Consider the following 19,054-nt stretch of genomic DNA (forward strand, 5'->3'; position numbering starts at 1 on the left):
ACCCGCACACCGAAACGGCCGCCGGACCACACCAGGTCCGGCGGCCGTTTCGCGTGCCGTGCGGGGTTCTCCGCGCCGATCAGGCGGGAGCGGAGACCTGCGGTTCGTCCGGTTCGGACGAGCGGCTCGCGAGGCGGTGCGAGCGCCACAGGCCGTAGGCGTAGTACGCCAGCAGCGCCAGCCCGAAGTACACGTAGGCGTTGCCCACCAGGTGTTCCAGCACGTTCCAGCGCAGTTCCCGGCCCTTGCCCTGCGGCACCTTCCACATCGGCCCGAGGGTGAAGAACGACGCGGCCAGCCCGGACATCATCAGCAGTCCCCAGTCCTGGCGGCGCACCGCGGCCCCCGCCAGCAGCACCAGACCGGGAATCGCCCACACCCAGTGGTGCGACCAGGAGATCGGCGAGATCATCAGCGACAGCAACCCGTTGAGGGTCATCGCCATCGGCAGGTCCCGCTGCCGCAGCGCGTGCACCATGGCCGCGACCGCCAGCGCCAGCACCAGCAGCGCCACCACCACGAACACCATCGACACGTGCCCGACGCCGAGCTTGGTCAGCACCGACCGCACCGACTGGTTGCCCGCGTACACCGAGGCGTTGCCGGTGAAGGTGGGGCCGAACGACACGTTCCCGGTGGCCATCACCTCGTGCAGCCAGTACTTCCGGGTGCCCTCGAACGCCAGCACCAGCCCGATCAGCACCGTGCCGAGGAAGCCCGCGATCGCCGTCGCGATCGGCTTGAAGTCCTTGCGCAGCAGGAAGAACAGCAGGAACGCCGCCGGGGTGAGCTTGATCCCGGCCGCGATGCCGATCAGCAGTCCGCGCGGGTACGGGAGCTTGCGGCCGGGTTCGGTGCGCCACAGGCAGTCCACCGCGACCAGCGCCATCAGCACCAGGTTGATCTGCGCGTAGGTGAGCGTCTCCATGACCGGCTCGGACAGCGTCGCCAGCGGCAGCACCACCGCGGTCCACAGCACGACGCGGTCCCGCTGCCCGTGCAGGAAGGTCGACGCGTTGAACACCAGGTACAAGGTGACCAGCAGCGCGATGTGCGAGAGCAGCATGATGATCACGACGGCCGGGATCTTCGGGACCAGCCCGAGCGGGCTGAACAGGATCGCGGCGAACGGCGGGTAGATGAACGGCAGCTTCAGCCCGGACTCCGTCGCGGGCAGCGGGCCGTACATGTCCCCGCCCTGCAGCCAGGCGCGGGCTCCCAGCCGGTAGACCTCGCCGTCGATGTGGTCGTGCGGGCTGATCGTGGAGACCATGAGCACCGCGAGCAGTTCGGCGACGCCGATCGCGATCAGCAGCCTGCGGTGCTCGTGGGACAGCTCTCGTATCAGGTCGCCGAAGGGTCGTCGCGTCGCGTCGTCCGGTCCGCTCACGGCCACGGGGGTTCACCGTCCTGGTCATCGATGCGGGGGTGCCGCCGATCTCGAGCGGCCCGCACCAGCGTAGAGGCAGCCCGTGATCGCACCGGAGCCCGGCGGAACCGGAACGGCCCGGAGGGCGGTCCGCAATCGAAGATCATCCGTCTTCTGGACGGCTCGTTTCCCGCATCGGGTGGTCCTTCGTGGTTGACCCGGGTAGTTGCTGACGCAGCGTTATTCGCGCTCGGTAAATACCACCATTACGGGTGGTAGTGATGCTCTTGAATTCAGACCTCTCCGCAGAGGAGAGTCCAGTGGACTGCTCCGTTTGGTGGGGAGGAGGGGCCGAATGAGTGTCCTCGACGTGACCGCACCGTCCCAGCTGCCGCCGATCTGGGACGAGCTGATCACCGGGCTTACCGTGGGCGTGCTGCTCACGGACGAGCGCGGCCAGGTGCTCGCCACCAACGACGTCGCCGCGGACCTCATGCAATTGACGAAGTCCGATCTGCTCACCGGCGCGCGTCCCAGCGGCTGGAAGGTGCGCGACGACACCGGTGCGGCGATGCCGGACTGGTCCGAGCTGGCCGGGCAAGTGCTGCGCGCGGGCTCACCGCTGTCCACCCCGATGGTCGTCGAGCGCGGTGGGCACCCGACCCGGCTCTGGGCCGACTACCACGCCGTGCGCGCGCAGGGGAAGCGCCGCGTCCTGATCCTGCTGCAGGCCGTGCAGACCGACGTCGGCCACAGCCGCGGCCTGCTCGACCCGCTCACCGGGCTGCCCGGCCGCGCGCTGCTGCTGGACCGCCTGGAGCAGTCCCTGGTGCGGGCTCGCACTCGCGGCATGCTCACCACGCTGGTCCTGCTCGACGTGCACCGGCTCGCGGTGTTCAACACCGAGCACGGGTTCGCCCGCGGCGACGAACTGCTCGGCACCCTCGCGGGACGGCTCCGCCAAGGCATGTCCGACGAGCACACCGTCGCCCGCTACGGCGGCGACGAGTTCGCGCTCGTGGCCGACCACCCGCACGGCAACGGCGAAGCCATCGCCCAGCAGGCCCGCCGGATGGCGAGCTGGCCGATGCGCATCGGCTCCACCCGGATCCGCCCCAACCTCCGCGTCTCCTGGGTGACCACCAACGGCAACGCCACGGCCCACGCGGTCCTCTCCAGAGCAGAACAACAACTCCAGCACTGACCCCGGGCAAGCGAAGCGAAGCCTGCCTTGCGGCCGAAGGCCGTGCCTGTATGCGCGTCAGCGCATAGCCCACGTCGAAAAGCCCTCGCCGGCGGGTTCTCAGTGAGCCTCTCGCGAGGACAGCTTTTCCCTCGTGGCGGCGCCACTTGGGAAAAAGACCCCGCAGCGAGAGGCTCACTGAGGTTCCGCTACCCGGACACCCGGGCAGAACGACCGCTGGAACTCACTCCCCGCGAATAAAAGACTCCACCGCTTCGTAGGCTTCGGAGTCGGAGTACTGCTCGGGCGGCGACTTCATGAAGTACGACGAAGCGGACAGGATGGGGCCACCGATCCCCCGGTCCTTCGCGATCTTCGCCGCCCGCAGCGCGTCGATGATGATCCCCGCCGAGTTCGGCGAGTCCCACACCTCCAGCTTGTACTCCAGGTTCAGCGGCACGTCGCCGAACGCGCGCCCCTCCAGCCGGATGTAGGCCCACTTGCGGTCGTCGAGCCACGGCACGTAGTCCGACGGCCCGATGTGCACGTTGCGCTTGTCGAGGTCGCGCTGGACCTGCGAGGTGACCGACTGGGTCTTGGACTTCTTCTTCGACTCCAGCCGCTCCAGTTCCTTCATGTTCAGGAAGTCCATGTTGCCGCCGACGTTGAGCTGCATCGTGCGGTCCACGTGCACGCCGCGGTCTTCGAACAGCTTCGCGAGCACCCGGTGCGTGATGGTGGCGCCGACCTGGGACTTGATGTCGTCGCCGACGATCGGCACGCCGGCCTCGGTGAACTTCGCGGCCCATTCCGGGTCGGAGGCGATGAACACGGGCAGCGCGTTGACGAACGCGACTCCGGCGTCGAGCGCGGCCTGCGCGTAGAACTTGCCCGCGTCGTCGGAACCCACCGGCAGGTACGACACCAGCACGTCGACCTCGGCGTCGCGCAGCGCCTGCGCCACGTCGACCGGCGACTCGTCGGACTCGGTGATCGTCTCGCGGTAGAACCGGCCGAGCCCGTCGTGGGTGTGGCCGCGCTGCACGGGCACGCCCAGCGGCGGCACGTCGGCGATCTTGATGGTGTTGTTCTCGCTGGCGACGATGGCTTCGGAGAGGTCCCTGCCGACCTTCTTCGCGTCCACGTCGAACGCGGCCACGAACTGGACGTCGCGCACGTGGTACTTGCCGAACTGGACGTGCATGAGGCCGGGCACGCGGGCGTCCGGGTCGGCGTCGGCGTAGTACTGGACGCCCTGCACCAGGGATGCGGCGCAGTTGCCCACGCCGGCGATCGCCACTCGAACCGCGCCCTCGCGACGGTCTGTGCTCATGGCAGGGTCCTCCTTGTTGATCATGTGTTGTCCTTCTTCTCGCTCATCCGCGCCTGGGGGCCGCCGAGGTGCGCGCGGGTCGTGAGGGGAGAGCGACGACGTCGACGTTCTCCCCTCGGCAAGCCGTTGACCGGTGTCGCGTGGTCACCGCGGGCTCCCGCCGCCCTTCGGTGACCGGCGCGCGCACCGGTCTCCCCTGCGACAACCGCCGGTCGTCGCGCGCTGTTCCCGGAAATCGGGGGCTGTTCGTCGGGATCGGCCGGAATCGTCCGATCCGTCCCGTGCCGTCGGTCACGTTCGCCGGGCGGTGCGCGGAGCGGCGGGCTCCGCGCGGCGCGGGACCGGTCCGATTGGTCCCGAAACCTGCGCCGCTGCCGAGTTTCAAGATCAACCCGGCGTGCGGGTGCGGAGCCGATGTCCGGTAGAACATCCTGCAGCGCGACACCCGGCGGTCGCGGTCGCCCGGAGGGCGTCGTCGCAGTTCGGGCCCGGTCGGCCGGGCGTGCTGCGGGATCTCGGGCATGGCGAGTTCGCGCACCCGCACCTCCCGCGCTCGAGCCGTCCCAGCCGTACTTGCCCGAGAAAGGAGTATATCTTCGGCCCTCCCCTGGTAATCCCAGGTCGAGACCAACCTCGCTGCTGACGACATCCCAGGTCACGCGATGGAAGCAGGCCCTGCCCCTAACGGCGCATGGAGCACCGGCATCGGACACGTACCCTGTTCCTCGTGCGGACCCAACGGCAAGTGGTGGATTACGCGTTGCAGCGCAGGTCGCTGCTAGCGCAGGTCCACGCTGGTCGAGTCGGGGTGACAGAGGTCTGCGATGCCAATCCGTACCTGCTGCGGGCGGCGAAGTACCACGGTCAGCCCAGCGAGGTCCCCTGCCCGGTCTGCCGCAAGGAACCCCTCACGCTGGTCTCGTGGATCTTCGGCGACGAGCTCAAGCACGCGTCGGGCTCCGCCCGCGGTCCTGACGAGCTGGAACGGCTGGCAGGCCTGTTCACGGAGTTCACCGTGCATGTCGTCGAAGTTTGCCGCACATGCAGTTGGAACCACCTGGTGCAGTCATACGTCCTCGGAAACGGCGACTTGAACAATCGCCGCCCCCGGCGCAAGACTGCGGCCGAGTGAACCGGCCGTGACCGCAAGAAGCACCGCCCCGCAGGATGCGGGGTTACCCCGACGTGAATGCATCACCTGGCGTCGTACGACGCCTGTCCTGGAGGCCAACTCGTGAACGACGAGCGTGACGACCCAGCTCGTGGCCGCCACTCCCGGCAGCCCGAAGGTCGCAACCCCGGTTCCCCCGACGACCGGGCCACGCCCCCCACGTCCCGGCAGCAGGCTCCGCGCTCGCAGGGGCCGCCGCCTTCGGGCGGCACGCCGCCGGGCGCTCGGCCGCCCGGACCGCAGAACCCGAACCCCGCACCGCCAGGCGGCCAGCAGCCCGGCGGCCAGCGACCCGGTGGGCAGCAGCAGCGCCCGCAGGGTCCGCCGCCCGGTGCGCCGCAGAACCCGCCGCCGCAGAACCAGCCAGGGCGCGGCGCCGGGCAGCGGCCCGCGGGTCCGCCACCCGGCCAAGGTCAGGGCGGCGCCCAGCAGCGGCCGGGCGAGGGCACGCGTCAGCAGCCTCCGCCCGGACGGCCGCGCCAGGGCGGCGAGCAGCCGCAGTGGCCCGGCGAGAGCGCGCCGCCGCGCGGACCCGGCAAGGACGCCGAGGCTCCGAGCGAGCAGACCGGCGCCTGGACCCCGTCGTTCGACGACGAGGACGACGCGCCCACCGGCAAGCGCGCCGCCGCGGACTCCGGTGAGAGCGGTCGCAAGCTCGACCTGCCCACCTCGTTCACGAAGCAGCCGCCGCCCGCACCCGACCAGCGCACGCAGCGCCAGGCCGGTGCCGGGCAGCAGGGACAGCCCGGTTCCGCCCAGCAGTCGGGTGCTGCTCAGCAGCCCGCGTCGCCGGATCAGCAGAGCACCCAGCAGTTCGAGCCGCCGCGCCCCGGCCAGCAGTCGACCCGGCAGGTGCCTCCGCCGCCGCCCGGCCAGCAGAGCACTCGGCAGGTCCCGCAGCCGCCCGGCAGGCCCTCGCAGGCCGCGGTGCCTCCCGGCGAGCGGCCCACGGAGAACATCCCGCAGACCCCCGGCGACGGCAAGGACCAGGGCCGCGGCCGTGGTCGCGGAGCCGCCGCGGCCGGTGGCGTCGTCGGCGGGGTGGCCGGTGCCGCAGCGCTCGGCGGAGCCGCCGCTGCCGCCGGTGGCGGTGCCGCGGGTGGAGCCGCGGGTGCCGCAGGCGGTGCCGCGGGTGCTGCGGGAGCCGGTGCCGCGGGCATGGGCGCGGGCAGCGGTGCCTCCGGCGGAGACACCCCGCGCGAACCGCAGCTGCTGACCCACGAGGCCACGCAGAGCTCCTATGACTACTACTCGTCCGACCCGTACTCCGAGAGTGGCCGGTACGACGACTACGACGACGGCTACGACGACGGCCGGTACGACGACGGCCGGTACGGGGACGGCGGGCATGGTGATGACGGGTACGGCCCCGACGACGAGCTGCTCGACCCGGACGACGAGTTGAGCGCCCGCAAGGCCAAGCGCAAGGTGATCTGGCGTCGCGTCCGCCGCAGCTGCTACGTCGCCGCCGCGGCGATGCTGCTGCTCGGCATCGGCACCTTCGCCTACGGCTACGCCATGTGGCCGGTGCCGAACCCGGAGGAGATCGCCAGCAAGACCGAGCAGACGATCACGATCAACTACGCGAACGGCCAGGAGCTCACCCGGGTGGAGCCCGAGGGCGGTTCGATGACGATGATCCGGGACCTCGACGCCGAGGTCTCGAAGCCGATGCGCGACGCGACCGTCGCGGCCGAGGACGCGACCTTCTACACCAACCCCGGCTTCTCCATCCGAGGCATCCTGGTCGCGGTCTACAACCAGATCGCCGGTGGCGCCGGTGGTGGTTCCACGCTGACCCAGCAGTACGTGAAGCTGGCGCTCGACGCGGACGAGTACTCGATCACTCGTAAGGTCAAGGAAGTCGTCGTCGCCTACAAGGTGACCAACCAGCAGTCGAAGGACGACATCCTCAAGGCGTACATGAACACCGCCTACTACGGTCGCGGCGCCAACGGCATCCACGCCGCGGCGGAGGCGTACTTCGGCAAGCTGCCGAAGGACCTGAACCCGAGCGAGGCCGCGGTGCTCGCCGGCATGGTGCAGCGCCCCACCGACAACGACCCGAGGGTCGACCCGGAGCAAGGCCAGTGGCGCTGGACCTACGTCGCCGACCAGATGTTGAAGAACAAGTTCGTCACCCAGGACGTCCGCGCCGGCATGGCTCTGCCCGAGACCCGCGAGCGCGACGCGTGGAAGAGCAAGCCCGACGGCAACGCCTCCCAGCTGCACATCCGCAAGCAGGTCCTCGCCGAGCTGGAGCGGGAGGGCTACGACGAGCAGGCGCTGACCCTCGGCGGCTACACGATCACCACGACCATCGATCCGGCCGCGCAGAAGAGCGCCGAGGACGCGGTCAACAAGGTGCTCAACGGTCAGCCGACGAACCTGCGCACCTCGCTGGTCGCGGTCGATCCGAAGACCGGCGGTGTCCGCGCCTACTACGGCGGCGGCAATGAGGTGTACTTCGACTACGCCGACTCGCCGCAGCCGCCGGGTTCGTCGTTCAAGCCGTTCGTGGTGATGGCCGGCCTGGAGAAGGACTACGGCATCGGCGAGTACTACGACGGCAGCGACCACCAGGAGATCCTGGGCACCACGTTCGGCAACGCGCCCGGTTCGGTGTGCGACAACCCGAAGTACTGCGGTGTCCGCGAGGCCATGAACAAGTCGGTGAACACCGTCTTCGTGCGCATGGCGGAGAAGTTCGGGACCCCGTCGGTGCGCGACGCCGCGATCCAGGCCGGCATCCCGGCCGAGTACAACGGCGAACCGACCCTGCAGAACGAGAGCGGCGGCGTCGACGCCGGTATCGCGCTCGGCGCCTACCCGGTGCGGACCATCGACATGGCCGCCGCTTACGGCACGTTCGCGAACGAGGGCAAGCAGGTGCACCCGCAGTTCGTGCAGAAGATCCAGAACGCGGTCAAGACCGAGGAGTTCGCGCCGGAACCTTCGAAGCCCGCGTTCGCCGACAGCGCCTCCGAGAGCAAGAACCTCGCGGCGAACGTCATCGAGTCGATGCTCGGGGTGGCCGAGCACTCCAAGCTGCCGTTGGACAAGGACCGGCCGGTCGCGTCGAAGACCGGTACGCACCAGTACTTCGACACGGAGAAGAACCAGAACGCGTGGATGATCGGCACCACGCCGCAGCTGTCCGCGGCGGTCGGCATGCTCGCCGACGTGGACGGCAAGCCGGTGCCGGTCGAGGAAGCCAGCGGCAAGATCATCTACGGCAGTGGCCTGCCCGGTGACATCTGGCAGGAATTCATGAACAGCTACCACCAGAACCTTCCGGTGGAGAAGTTCCCGAAGCCGGATCCGATCGGCCAGTTCGAGCAGAAGCTGCCGCCGACGCCGACCACGACGAGCGCGCCGCCGCCCCCGCCGCCGACCTCGGCGCCGTCGGAGCCGCCCTCGTTGCCGCCGACCAGCAGCGAGAGCGAGACCTCGGAAAGCGAGTCGGAAGGGTCCGACCCGTCCGGCGACTGCGGTTGGCTCGGTTGCCCGCCCGGCAGCGGCAACGACGAGGACGGTCCCGGCAACGACGGTCCGGGCGGCGCGAACGGCGTCGGCCCGACCCGCGGACGCGACGGAGAATGATCCCGGCCCGCACCGGGTGGCGCGCGAAGCCACCCGGTGCGGGCGTGGGCGAACCACTCGAACGTCGTAGCATCCGGGCGTGTCCACCAAGCCCGAGCACACCGTCACCGAGCCCGAGGAGCCCGACAAGGTGAGCGCGGCAGTGGACGGCGACTCGCTGGACGCGGCCGAGCGGGTCGCACCGACCTGGACCGAGCCCCTCGCTGCGGCGTTGTCCCGCCCCCTCGGAGGCGCGCTCGGACGGCACGCCCAAGTCGGCAGGCAGTGGTTCTGGACCCCGCTGCGCGTGCTGCTGCTGCTGGCGATGATCACCCTCGCCGCGGCGTGGCTGTTCAAGGCACCGTGCCTGCAGACCTACGACACCTCGCAGGGCACCCAGCTGGACTGGCGGGCGAACCGCCAGTACACGGCGATGTGCTATTCCGACATCATCCCCCGCTTCGGCATGGGCGATCTGGCCCCGGACGGGGTGTTCCCGTACAAGACGCCGTGGACGCAGAGCCCCGGAACGGCGCCGCAACAGCAGCAGTACATGGAATACCCGGTGGTCACCGGCATCTTCCAGTGGCTCAACGCGAAGATCACCGATGGCTGGGCGACGCTGGCCGGGATGGGCCTGCTGCCCTCGGCGATGATCACCGTCCTGTACTTCAACGTCACCGCCTTCTGGCTCACCGGAGCCTGGCTGGTCACCGTGTGGGCGGTCATGGGACTGGCCGGCCGCCGGGTGTGGGACGCGGCGCTGGTGGCGCTCAGTCCGCTCGTGTTCGTGCACGCCTTCACCAACTTCGACGCGCTCGCCGCCGCGTTCGCCGTCAGCGGCCTGCTGGCGTGGTCCCGACGACGACCCTGGCTGGCCGGGGTGCTGATCGGCCTCGGCGGCGCGGCGAAGCTGTACCCGCTGCTGTTCCTCGGCCCGCTGCTGATCCTCTGCCTGCGGTCCGGGCGGTTGCGCGCCGGCGGGCGCGCGGTCGCCGGCGCGGTCGCCGCGTGGCTCGTCGTGAACCTGCCGATCCTGCTGCTCTACCCCGTGGGCTGGGGCGAGTTCTACCGGCTCAACGCCTCGCGCGCCGCCGACCCCGACTCGCTCTACAACGCGCTGGCCTACTTCACCGGCTGGGCCGGGTTCGACGGGCCGCTCGCCGCCGGGCAGGCACCGGTGGTGCTCAACGCGGTGTCGCTCGCGCTGTTCGCGCTGGCTTGCGCCGTGATCGGCTGGCTGGCGCTGGCCGCGCCGGTGCGGCCCCGGCTGGCGCAGCTGTGCTTCCTGGTCGTGGCCGCGTTCCTGCTCACCAACAAGGTGTGGAGCCCGCAGTACTCGTTGTGGCTGGTGCCGCTGGCGGTGCTGGCCGTGGCGCGCTGGCGCTGGGTGCTGAGCTGGATGATCGTCGACGCCGCGGTGTGGGCGCCGCGGATGTACTACTACCTGGGCACCGGCAACAAGGGCCTGCCCGAAGGCTGGTTCCTCGGCGCCGTGCTGATCCGCGACCTCGTGGTGATCGTGCTGTGCGCGCTCGTGGTGCACGAGATCCTGAACCCGGCCACCGACCGGGTGCGCCGCGCGCTGGAACCCGCGGGCTCGCGCGGCCGGGCGGCGGTGGACGACCCGTCGGGCGGCTTCCTCGACGCGGCGCCGGACCGGGTCACGCTGCCGTGGCCGCGAGGCACGGCGCAGCGCCTCGGCGCCTGGGCGCGCACCGTCGGCGGACCGGCCCGCTCACGTGCTCAGCGCGCGGGACGCGTCGGCTGAACCGCGCTCGGCGGTGACGCCGGCGGAGCGCTCGTCCTCGTCGACGGTGGACGTCGAGCCCAGGAACGCGGGGAACAAGCCGACCAGCAGCGCCGCCCGGCCCCAGACCCCGATCATCAGGGCCTGCGCGGTGAACCCGTCGCTGATCCCGTCCGCCTCGCCCAGCCACCGGAAGATGCTGATGCCCATCGCCAGATCGGCCAGCAGGTACGCGGCGATCCAACCCCAGCGCACCCGCAGCAGCACGAAGAACGGCAGCAGCCACAACGTGTACTGCGGCGAGTGCACCTTGTGCAGCAGCAGGAATCCGCACAGCATCGCCGCCGACACCTGGATCCACGGGTAGGTCCCGGTCCGCCGCTGCACCCACCGCCCGGCCAGGCACGCGGCGGCGAACGACAGCAGCATCGCCACCGGGGAGATGACGCTCATCGCCTCCTGGAACCCGTCGACGTCGGAGAAACCGCGCGCCCCCCAGTACCAGATGGAGTTCGTGCTCAGGTCGACGTCGCGGTCGGACTGGAACTCGAACGAGGCCCACCAGCCGCGGAACCCGGCGAGCGCGAACGGCAGGTTCGCCAGCACCGCCGTCCCCGCCGAGGCCGCCACGACGGCGAGCGCACCCCGCACGTCGACCCGCTTGCCCGCGGGCAGCGCCGCCCCGTCCCGGCCACCGGTGAGCACGAACAGCGCCAACGGCAGCACGAACAGGCCCGGGTAGATCTTGAACGCGAACCCGGCACCGAGCAGCACCGCACCCCACACCGCCCGGCGCCGCAGGCACGCCCCGCCGCGGTGCACCACGAGCACCGCCGCGACCGCGCACGCCACCACCGGCAGGTCCCAGTTGTGGAACGCGTAGAGCACCAACGGCGGGCTCAACGCCCACAGCAACGCCCGCCACCCGCTCAACCGGCCCAGCCACCACGCCACCGCCAGCCCGAACGGAGCCATGATCAGCGCGGACGCGGCGAGAAACCCGGCGTCGGTGTCCACGAACACCGCGCCCAGCCAGATGAGCAGCCCGGACAGCACCGGGTACTCGACGACGCCGCCGTAGAGCGAGCCGTCCTCGTCGATCCCGCCGTGCACGTACGGGAAGACGTGCCGGTCGATGTCCCGGCCGATCCACAGGTTCTGGATGTCGGAGTAGCAGACCTCGGTGTAGGCCCGCTCCTGGTACGCCGGTTCGGAACGGCCCCACTCGTTGAACTCGGGGCCGGTGCAGCGGGCCTTGTTCGCATAGCCCGCCGCCAACGTCAGCGCGGTGATCAGGCATAACAGTGCCAGCGCCGCGAAGGTGAGGCGCCGCCCGGCGCGCCAGGGACCGCCGGCCGCCGGTTCGGCCGGGAGCTGCTCGCGCATCGGTGTCCTTCCCCGCCGGGTCCGGTCCGCGATGCGTCCGCGCCGAGTGGGGCCGCGCCTCGCGTCGTCCCCGCCGACCCTAGCGGCCGGTGCGGATCAGCCGCGCACCTTGTCGCGGAGGTAACCGATGTCGTCGGCCTGGCCGTCCCCGGGCGTCTCCACCACGACCGGCGCGTCCGCCGTGTCGCACACGGCCACCAGCACGTCCGGATCGATCTCACCGGCGCCGATGTTGGCGTGCCGGTCCCGGGACGAACCGAACGCGTCGCGCGAATCGTTGAGGTGCACCAGGTCGATGCGGCCGGTGATCGACCGCACCCGCTCGGCGATGCCCGGCAGGTCCTCCCCCGCGGCGTGCGCGTGGCAGGTGTCCAGGCAGAACCCCGCGCCGAACTCGCCGACCGCGTCCCACAGCCGGGAGAGCACGTCGAAGCGGCGGGCCATCGCGTTGGCGCCGCCCGCGGTGTTCTCGATCAGCACCGGCACCGCGAAGCCGCCCTCCTCGGCCTGGCGCTCGAACAGCTTGCGCCAGTTCGCGATGCCCTCGGCGGGGTCGTCGTCCTTGGTGACGTGCCCGCCGTGCACGACCAGCCCCTGCGCGCCGACCTCGGCCGCGGCCTTCGCCTGCTGCGCCACGGCCTTGCGGGAGGGGATGCGGATCCGGTTGTTCAGCGAGGCCACGTTGATCACGTACGGCGAGTGGATGAACACCGCGAGGTCGCTGTCGCGCAGCTCGGCGGCCTGCGGGTGCGGTTTCGGGGCTTTCCAGCCCTGCGGGTCGGACAGGAAGAACTGCACGATCTCCGCGCCCCGCTCCGCGGCGGCGGTGATCGGATCGTCGTCCCGAACGTGAGCCCCAATGCGCATTCCCGCAGCTTAACCGCCGGGGCGGGGCCTCCTCGTCCGGCGGGTGCGGGGCGCGGCGGCACGGGCTTTTCGCTCGGTGAGCTGATCGGGTTTCTCGATCGATCAGGTTTCTCAAGATGCGGATTCTGCGAAGTTTTCATGTGCAGGCCGTCACCATTGCCATGGTTCACACGTTATTTTCCTTAGAAGAGTGAACGGGTGTCACGGGGTTGTGAGGCGGGGAGGAACCATGAGTGACGAAGGCATGCGTCCTGATCGGGGTCCGTCGTCCCAGGCCAACCCGTTGATCCGCAGGAGCCGCGCGAGCCGGTCCGGCCTCGGCCGGGTGCTCGCCGCGGGCACCGTCGGCGCTCTGGTCACCGCGAGCAGCCTGCTCGGCGCCGGTACCGCGGGTGCCGCCGGTTCGGTCGTCGTCGAGAAGTGCGGCGGGACGACCGACAGCACCGAGTTCGGCCAGAGCATCCTGGCCTCCCCGGCCACGCTGGACGACAAGGTGCACCAGGCGACGCTGCTGGTGTTCCCGTTCGGCTTCGACGTCGCCGACCAGGCGAAGGAGGAGTTCGCCGGGACCGGCGCGATCTCGCTGGGCACGGTCACCGAGGAGACCCAGAAGTTCAGCGGCAAGAACCTGGCCCAGGCGTTCACCCCGCAGATCGACGGCCTGTCGTCGTTGCAGGGCCGCGGCGCCGAGGTGAGCAAGCACGTCCGCAACCTCGCCGCGCTCGGCTGCTTCGGCGCGAAGGTCACCGGGCAGGAGCAGCCCGCGCCGCCGCCCCCGTCCCCGTCCCCGGAGCCCGAGCCCACCGAACCGCCCGCGCCGCCGTCCAGCGGTCAGCCCACCGCGCCGGGCGTGCAGCCGACCGCGCCGGGATCGGCCGTGCCGAGCGTCCCCGGCTACGGGACGGGCGCCCCGGTCGTCGTCGTGCCGCCGAGCTACGCCTCCGGCGCTCCCGGCATGCCCGGTGCGCTGCCGCCGTGGGCGCAGGCCCAGTTCGGCGCCGTGCCCGGATTCACGCCGTACGTCGGTGACCTGCGCGAGCAGGCCGCGGCGCGGGAGCGCGAGCGGGCCGAGCATGCCGCGCAGGAAGAGGTCCGCGCCGCGGGCAAGGCGGAGGCGCTGCCGATGGGGCAGGGCAACCGGGTGGCGCTGCCGGTGCTGATCGCCGCGATCTCGCTGGCGGGCGTGACCGCCGCGCTCGTGCGCACCTGGGTGCTGCGCCGCGCTTGATGCCGCGCGGCGATCCGCGCGTGGTCGCGCGATGAGTCGTGCAGATCGAATTCGGCATTTCCGATCCCCGTGAGCGGAAATGTCGAATTCATCGATTCCGCTCGTTCCGGCGGAGGTTCGGCACCCGGCTCGCCAGGTCGTCGGACCAGGTTGCTAGCCTTGTCGAGTTCGTGAACGACCCTCCTGCCACGGAAAGTCCGTGGCCGTGAGTCCACAGGAGGTGAGTGGTCTTCATGCGTCATTACGAGCTCATGGTCATCCTCGACCCGAGCCTGGACGAGCGCACTGTGCCTCAGTCCCTGGAAAACTTCCTCAAGGTCATCCGCAACGACGGTGGCAGCGTCGAGAAGCTCGATGTGTGGGGCCGTCGTCGCCTCGCCTTCGAGATCGAGAAGCAGGCCGAGGGCATCTACGTCGTGGTCGACCTCAACAGCGAGCCGGCCTCGGTCAAGGAGCTGGACCGCCAGCTGAACTTGAACGAGACGGTGCTGCGCACCAAGGTGCAGCGGCGCGTCGCCGAACCGCGCAAGGCGGCCCGCGTCGCCCGTGCGGCGGCGAAGGCGACCAAGCACGCCAACCGCTCCGAGGCCTCGGCCTGAGCGACCGCGACCGGAATCTTCCGGTTCGCAGGCAGGCGATCCGCACTCAGGTGACCCGCATTTCAAGAGACCTCGCATGTCAAGGACGGAGTCCAGGCGATGGCCGGTGAAACGGTAATCACGGTGGTCGGCAACCTCACCGCCGACCCGGAACTGCGCTTCACGCCCTCCGGCGCGGCCGTGGCGAACTTCACGATCGCCTCGACCCCGCGCACCTTCGACCGCCAGTCCGGCGAGTGGAAGGACGGCGAGGCGCTGTTCCTGCGCTGCAACATCTGGCGTCAGGCCGCGGAGAACGTGGCCGAGACGCTGACCCGCGGCATGCGGGTCGTGGCGCAGGGCCGGTTGCGCCAGCGTTCCTTCGACACGAAGGAAGGCGAGAAGCGCACCGTCGTCGAGCTCGAGGTCGACGAGATCGGGCCAGCCCTGAAGTACGCGACCGCCAAGGTGAACAAGGTCAGCCGCAGCGGTGGCGGCGGCGGTGGTTTCGGTGGCGGTGGTGGCGGTGCGTCCGCGCCGCCCGCCGACGACCCGTGGGGTTCGGCTCCGCCCGCCGGTTCTTCCGGTGGCGGATTCAGCGACGAACCGCCGTTCTGACGCCCGCGCGCTCACTCGACTCGTATTAGCTTTTCAGGAGGAAGACCATGGCCAAGGCGCCTGTGCGCAAGCCGAAGAAAAAGGTCTGCGTGTTCTGCAAGGACCGCGCGGCGCAGAGCATCGACTACAAGGACACGACGCTGCTGCGGAAGTACATCTCCGACCGCGGCAAGATCCGTGCCCGTCGGGTGACCGGCAACTGCAGCCAGCACCAGCGCGACGTCGCCATCGCGGTGAAGAACGCCCGCGAGATGGCGCTGCTGCCCTACACCTCGACCGCCCGCTGATTCGAGACCGCTCATCCGCTCCGCGCCGCCACGTGCTGCGCGGATCCGGATGCCCGCGGCCTCGTGAGAGACGCTAGAAGGAGACACGTCGTGAAGATCATTCTGACTGCTGACGTGACCGGCCTGGGCGAGTCGGGTGACATCGTCGAGGTCAAGGACGGCTACGCACGCAACCTGCTGCTGCCGCGCGGCCTGGCGATCGTCGCCACCAAGGGCGCGCAGAAGCAGGTCGAGACGATCCGTCGCACCCAGGAGGCGCGCCGGGTTCGCAACCTGGAGCACGCGCAGGAGCTGAAGGCCCAGCTGCAGGAGCTCGGCGCGGTCACGCTGACCGCGAAGGTCTCCAAGCAGGGCAAGCTGTTCGGCTCGATCACCGCCGCCGACGTCGTGGCCGCGGTGCGCAAGGCCGGTGGCCCGAACCTGGACAAGCGTTCGGTGGACCTGCGCGGGCACATCAAGGACCTCGGCAAGCACGGCGTCGAAGTCCGGCTGCACCCCGACGTCAAGGCGTCGGTGAACGTCCAGGTGTCGGCCGCGAGCTGACCTGGCACGCATTCGGTGGACGGAAGTCCGGGCGCTGGCCCGGACTTCCGGTTCCGGTCGCTGACCCGTTCGCCTCGGTTTCCGGGCGGGCCGGGTCAGCGTTCCGCGCGGTGCGGGCAGCGGGGCGATCGACCCGCGAGTCCGCTCCACCGCGTGGTTCGCGGGTGTCCGGCTGCTTCGGCCGTGACCACGGTGATCACCTGATCGTCGGCTTGACGGTCACGGAAATGGTTCGTGTGCCATCGAACTCGACACGCCGAATAGGCAACTTCCCCGGGACACGCCGGGAGTTTTTCAACAGTTTTTTCCACAAGTAGTCCACATGGGCTGACCTGCACTTTCCGGATGATCTTGGTCGGTTGTCCCCAGGTTGTCCCCATCGGTTCCACCGAGTTGTCCCCAGGTATCCCCAACCTGTCCCCAGGGATCCACAGGTTGTCCCGATGCTTGTCCACAGCTCGGTTTGCTTGGTCCATGCGGGCGATCTAGCTTCGCCGACGCGCCCGCGCGTGACGGTTCGTGATCAGGTGGCGCGGCGCGACGGCCCGCCGCCGCACGCCGTCGGCGAGCGCGGTCGAAGGCGTCGGCATGGATCGCGCGACCAGTAAGGCCGCCCGCAGCGGTGGCGGGCGACGGTGTCGGAGGTGACGGGTACCGGTGGCGTTGGCAGACGAACGAGGCGCTCAACCCGCGTCGAACGGGGATCACGGCTTCGAACGCCAGCCCCCGCAGGACCTGGCGGCGGAGCAGTCCGTGCTCGGCGGCATGATGCTCAGCAAGGACGCCATCGCCGACGTCGTCGAAGTGCTCACGCCGAACGACTTCTACCGCCCGGCGCACCAGGCCATCTACGACTGCGTCCTGGACCTCTACGGCCGCGGTGAGCCCGCCGACGCGATCACCGTCTCCGCCGAACTCGAGCGCCGCCAGGAGTTGCAGCGCATCGGCGGCGCCCCCTACATGCACACGCTGATCGCCAGCGTGCCCACCGCCGCCAACGCCGGCTACTACGCGGAGATCGTCGCCGAGAAGGCCGTGCTGCGCCGCCTCGTCGAAGCGGGCACCCGCATCGTGCAGCTCGGCTACCACGGTGCCGAGGGCTCCGCGATCGAAGAGGTCGTCGACCGCGCCCAGTCCGCCATCTACGACGTGACGGAGAAGCGCACCAGCGAGGACTACGCGGCGCTGGAAGACCTGCTGCAGCCCACGATGGACGAGATCGACGCCATCGCCTCGCGCGGCGGCGAGTCCCAGGGCATCCCCACCGGCTTCACCGACCTGGACGAGGTCACCAACGGCCTGCACCCCGGTCAGATGATCATCGTCGCGGCGCGTCCCGGTGTCGGCAAGGCGCTCGCGCTGGACACGCCGCTGCCCACCCCCGGCGGCTGGACCACGATGGGCGAGGTCGCGGTCGGCGACGAGCTCATCGGTTCCGCGGGCCGCCCGGTGCGGGTGCTGCGCGCGACGGAGGTGCTCGCCGACCGCCCGTGCTACGAGATCGAGTTCTCCGACGGCGGTGTGATCGTCGCCGACGCCGAGCACCAGTGGCGGCTGGCCGACGGCGCCGTGCGGACCACCGCGGACCTCGCGGCCGACGGCGCTCGCCCGGAACTGCCCCCGCACGGCGGGTTCCGGCTGCCCCAGCAGGAGCTGCCGGTGGCGCCCTACGCGCTCGGCGTGTGGCTCGCGGCGGGCGACGACTCCGGTGAGGTGCTGCACGGCGACCAGGAGCTGCTGGAGCTCGCCGGACTGGCCCACGCCTCGGAATCGGAAGGTGCGCAGGTCACCACCGTCGGCGCCGTCGTCGAGTTCCCGGCGGGGCAGCTCCCGGGCGAGACCGGCGAGCCGGACGACTCCCCCGCGCCCGACGACTCGGCGAAACCCGCCTTCGGCGTCGACATCCCCGCCGCGCTCGGCCGGTTCGGCGCGTGGGACGACCACGACCTGCCGCTGGTCTACCTGCGCGCCAGCGAGGAGCAGCGCCGGGCGCTGCTCGCCGGGCTGCTCGACGCGGCCGGTTCGGTCAGCGCCGACGGCGCGCTGCGCCTGGAGATCAGCGAACCGCTGTCGGTGCGGGTCCGGGAACTCGTGCTCAGCCTCGGCTACACCTGCGGAGCCCGGATCGCCGAGTCCGAGCAGGGCGATTTCGACCGGGTCGCGCTCGTCTTCGACAGCGGCGCCGACGAGGTGTTCCGGCTGCCCGCGAAGAACACCGAGCACAAGAGGGCCCGGCAGGACCACGAGCTGCCGCTGCGCGCCGTCGTCGGCATCCGCGAGGTGCCGAGCGTGCCGGTGCGCTGCGTCGAGGTCGACGCGCCGGACCACCTGTACCTGGCCGGTCGCGGCATGGTGCCCACGCACAACTCCACGCTCGGCCTGGACTTCGCCCGCACGGTGTCGATCAAGCACGGCATGGCCAGCGTCATCTTCTCGCTGGAGATGGGCAAGACCGAGATCGTGATGCGCATGCTCTCCGCGGAGGCGCGCATCCGGCTCGGCGACATGCGCGGTGGCCGCATGACCGACGACGACTGGACCCGGCTGGCCCGCCGGATGAGCGAGATCAGCGAAGCGCCGCTGTACGTGGACGACTCGCCGAACCTGACCATGATGGAGATCCGGGCGAAGGCGCGGCGGCTCAAGCAGCGCGCGGACATCCAACTGGTGGTGCTCGACTACATGCAGCTGATGACCTCGGGCAAGCGCGTCGAATCGCGGCAGCAGGAGGTCTCGGAGTTCTCCCGAAACCTCAAGCTGCTCGCGAAGGAGCTCGAAGTCCCCGTCGTCGCGATCTCCCAGCTCAACCGAGGTCCCGAACAGCGCAACGACAAGCGCCCGCAGCTCTCCGACCTCCGTGAATCCGGTTCGCTGGAACAGGACGCCGACATGGTGATCTTGATTCACCGGCCTGACGCGTTCGAGCGGGACGACCCGCGGATGGGCGAGGCGGACCTGATCCTGGCGAAGCACCGCGCCGGTCCGACCAGCACGATCACCGTCGCGCACCAGCTGCACTACAGCCGCTTCGTGGACATGGCCCCGGAGTAGCACCGCGCCGACCGGCCCGGATGCAGGGGCTCGAATCGGATGTCCCATTCTCAGTTCCGATGTCCGCTGTCCGTCCGAACGGACATCGGACTGAGAATTCGGTCATGG

Annotated in this window: 14 protein-coding genes; 10 read left to right on the forward strand and 4 right to left on the reverse strand. The window is 70.4% G+C overall.

Annotated elements, in window-relative coordinates:
- Positions 1–79: 79 nt before the first annotated feature.
- Positions 80–1,390 carry a glycosyltransferase 87 family protein gene (locus OOZ19_RS13850; RefSeq protein WP_266090495.1) on the reverse strand — a complete coding sequence of 437 codons (1,311 nt, stop codon included), beginning with the start codon at positions 1,388–1,390 and terminating at the stop codon, positions 80–82.
- A gap of 334 nt (positions 1,391–1,724) precedes the next feature.
- Between OOZ19_RS13850 and OOZ19_RS13855 the strand changes: the two genes are divergently transcribed.
- Positions 1,725–2,573, forward strand: a complete 849-nt coding sequence (locus OOZ19_RS13855; protein ID WP_243790553.1) for a GGDEF domain-containing protein — start codon at positions 1,725–1,727, stop codon at positions 2,571–2,573.
- Positions 2,574–2,796: 223 nt separating this feature from the next.
- On the opposite strand, the gene OOZ19_RS13860 is transcribed toward OOZ19_RS13855, so the two are convergent.
- A complete protein-coding gene (locus tag OOZ19_RS13860) occupies positions 2,797–3,885 on the reverse strand; it encodes an inositol-3-phosphate synthase (protein WP_266090496.1) in 1,089 nt (362 codons plus the stop codon).
- Positions 3,886–4,612: 727 nt separating this feature from the next.
- On the opposite strand from OOZ19_RS13860, the gene OOZ19_RS13865 reads away from it, so the two are divergent.
- The 3 genes from OOZ19_RS13865 to OOZ19_RS13875 all read left to right on the forward strand — a co-directional run bounded on the left by OOZ19_RS13865 (position 4,613) and on the right by OOZ19_RS13875 (position 10,409).
- Positions 4,613–5,017, forward strand: coding sequence for a DUF5318 domain-containing protein (locus OOZ19_RS13865; protein ID WP_266090497.1), 405 nt, complete (start codon positions 4,613–4,615; stop codon positions 5,015–5,017).
- A 102-nt stretch (positions 5,018–5,119) separates the two neighbouring features.
- Complete coding sequence (locus OOZ19_RS13870) at positions 5,120–8,659, forward strand: transglycosylase domain-containing protein (RefSeq protein WP_266090498.1); 3,540 nt, start codon at positions 5,120–5,122, stop codon at positions 8,657–8,659.
- A 79-nt stretch (positions 8,660–8,738) separates the two neighbouring features.
- Complete coding sequence (locus OOZ19_RS13875) at positions 8,739–10,409, forward strand: glycosyltransferase family 87 protein (RefSeq protein WP_416309430.1); 1,671 nt, start codon at positions 8,739–8,741, stop codon at positions 10,407–10,409.
- Here the strand turns inward: OOZ19_RS13875 and OOZ19_RS13880 are convergent.
- Together OOZ19_RS13880 and OOZ19_RS13885 are read right to left on the reverse strand one after the other, a co-directional pair.
- Positions 10,377–11,774, reverse strand: coding sequence for a glycosyltransferase family 87 protein (locus OOZ19_RS13880; protein WP_266090499.1), 1,398 nt, complete (start codon positions 11,772–11,774; stop codon positions 10,377–10,379). The two genes, OOZ19_RS13875 and OOZ19_RS13880, sit on opposite strands and share 33 nt — an antisense overlap.
- A 96-nt stretch (positions 11,775–11,870) precedes the next feature.
- Positions 11,871–12,641, reverse strand: a complete 771-nt coding sequence (locus OOZ19_RS13885; protein ID WP_266090500.1) for a deoxyribonuclease IV — start codon at positions 12,639–12,641, stop codon at positions 11,871–11,873.
- 229 nt (positions 12,642–12,870) lie between these two features.
- Between OOZ19_RS13885 and OOZ19_RS13890 the strand changes: the two genes are divergently transcribed.
- The 6 genes from OOZ19_RS13890 to dnaB all read left to right on the forward strand — a co-directional run bounded on the left by OOZ19_RS13890 (position 12,871) and on the right by dnaB (position 18,946).
- Positions 12,871–13,869, forward strand: a complete 999-nt coding sequence (locus OOZ19_RS13890; protein ID WP_266090501.1) for a hypothetical protein — start codon at positions 12,871–12,873, stop codon at positions 13,867–13,869.
- Positions 13,870–14,102: 233 nt separating this feature from the next.
- Positions 14,103–14,468: a 30S ribosomal protein S6 gene (gene rpsF, locus OOZ19_RS13895; RefSeq protein WP_266090502.1), complete on the forward strand. Its 366-nt coding sequence runs from the start codon at positions 14,103–14,105 to the stop codon at positions 14,466–14,468.
- Between the two features lie 99 nt (positions 14,469–14,567).
- Positions 14,568–15,065, forward strand: a complete 498-nt coding sequence (locus OOZ19_RS13900) for a single-stranded DNA-binding protein (RefSeq protein ID WP_184484098.1) — start codon at positions 14,568–14,570, stop codon at positions 15,063–15,065.
- Positions 15,066–15,112: 47 nt separating this feature from the next.
- Complete coding sequence (gene rpsR / locus OOZ19_RS13905) at positions 15,113–15,352, forward strand: 30S ribosomal protein S18 (protein ID WP_184484100.1); 240 nt, start codon at positions 15,113–15,115, stop codon at positions 15,350–15,352.
- Positions 15,353–15,442: 90 nt separating this feature from the next.
- Positions 15,443–15,895, forward strand: a complete 453-nt coding sequence (rplI, locus tag OOZ19_RS13910; protein WP_184484102.1) for a 50S ribosomal protein L9 — start codon at positions 15,443–15,445, stop codon at positions 15,893–15,895.
- 657 nt (positions 15,896–16,552) lie between these two features.
- A complete protein-coding gene (gene dnaB, locus OOZ19_RS13915; protein ID WP_266090503.1) occupies positions 16,553–18,946 on the forward strand; it encodes a replicative DNA helicase in 2,394 nt (797 codons plus the stop codon).
- Positions 18,947–19,054: the final 108 nt, after the last annotated feature.

The organism is Saccharopolyspora sp. NFXS83 (assembly GCF_026241095.1).
Lineage (GTDB): Bacteria > Actinomycetota > Actinomycetes > Mycobacteriales > Pseudonocardiaceae > Saccharopolyspora_C.

Excerpts from the sequence above, each read along its gene's own strand:
- OOZ19_RS13885 (WP_266090500.1), bottom strand. The coding sequence starts at position 12,641 with ATGCGCATTGGGGCTCACGTTCGGGACGACGATCCGATCACCGCCGCC.
- rpsF (WP_266090502.1), top strand. The coding sequence starts at position 14,103 with ATGCGTCATTACGAGCTCATGGTCATCCTCGACCCGAGCCTGGACGAG.
- OOZ19_RS13890 (WP_266090501.1), top strand. The coding sequence starts at position 12,871 with ATGAGTGACGAAGGCATGCGTCCTGATCGGGGTCCGTCGTCCCAGGCC.
- rpsR (WP_184484100.1), top strand. The coding sequence starts at position 15,113 with ATGGCCAAGGCGCCTGTGCGCAAGCCGAAGAAAAAGGTCTGCGTGTTC.
- OOZ19_RS13855 (WP_243790553.1), top strand. The coding sequence starts at position 1,725 with ATGAGTGTCCTCGACGTGACCGCACCGTCCCAGCTGCCGCCGATCTGG.
- OOZ19_RS13900 (WP_184484098.1), top strand. The coding sequence starts at position 14,568 with ATGGCCGGTGAAACGGTAATCACGGTGGTCGGCAACCTCACCGCCGAC.
- OOZ19_RS13880 (WP_266090499.1), bottom strand. The coding sequence starts at position 11,774 with ATGCGCGAGCAGCTCCCGGCCGAACCGGCGGCCGGCGGTCCCTGGCGC.
- OOZ19_RS13860 (WP_266090496.1), bottom strand. The coding sequence starts at position 3,885 with ATGAGCACAGACCGTCGCGAGGGCGCGGTTCGAGTGGCGATCGCCGGC.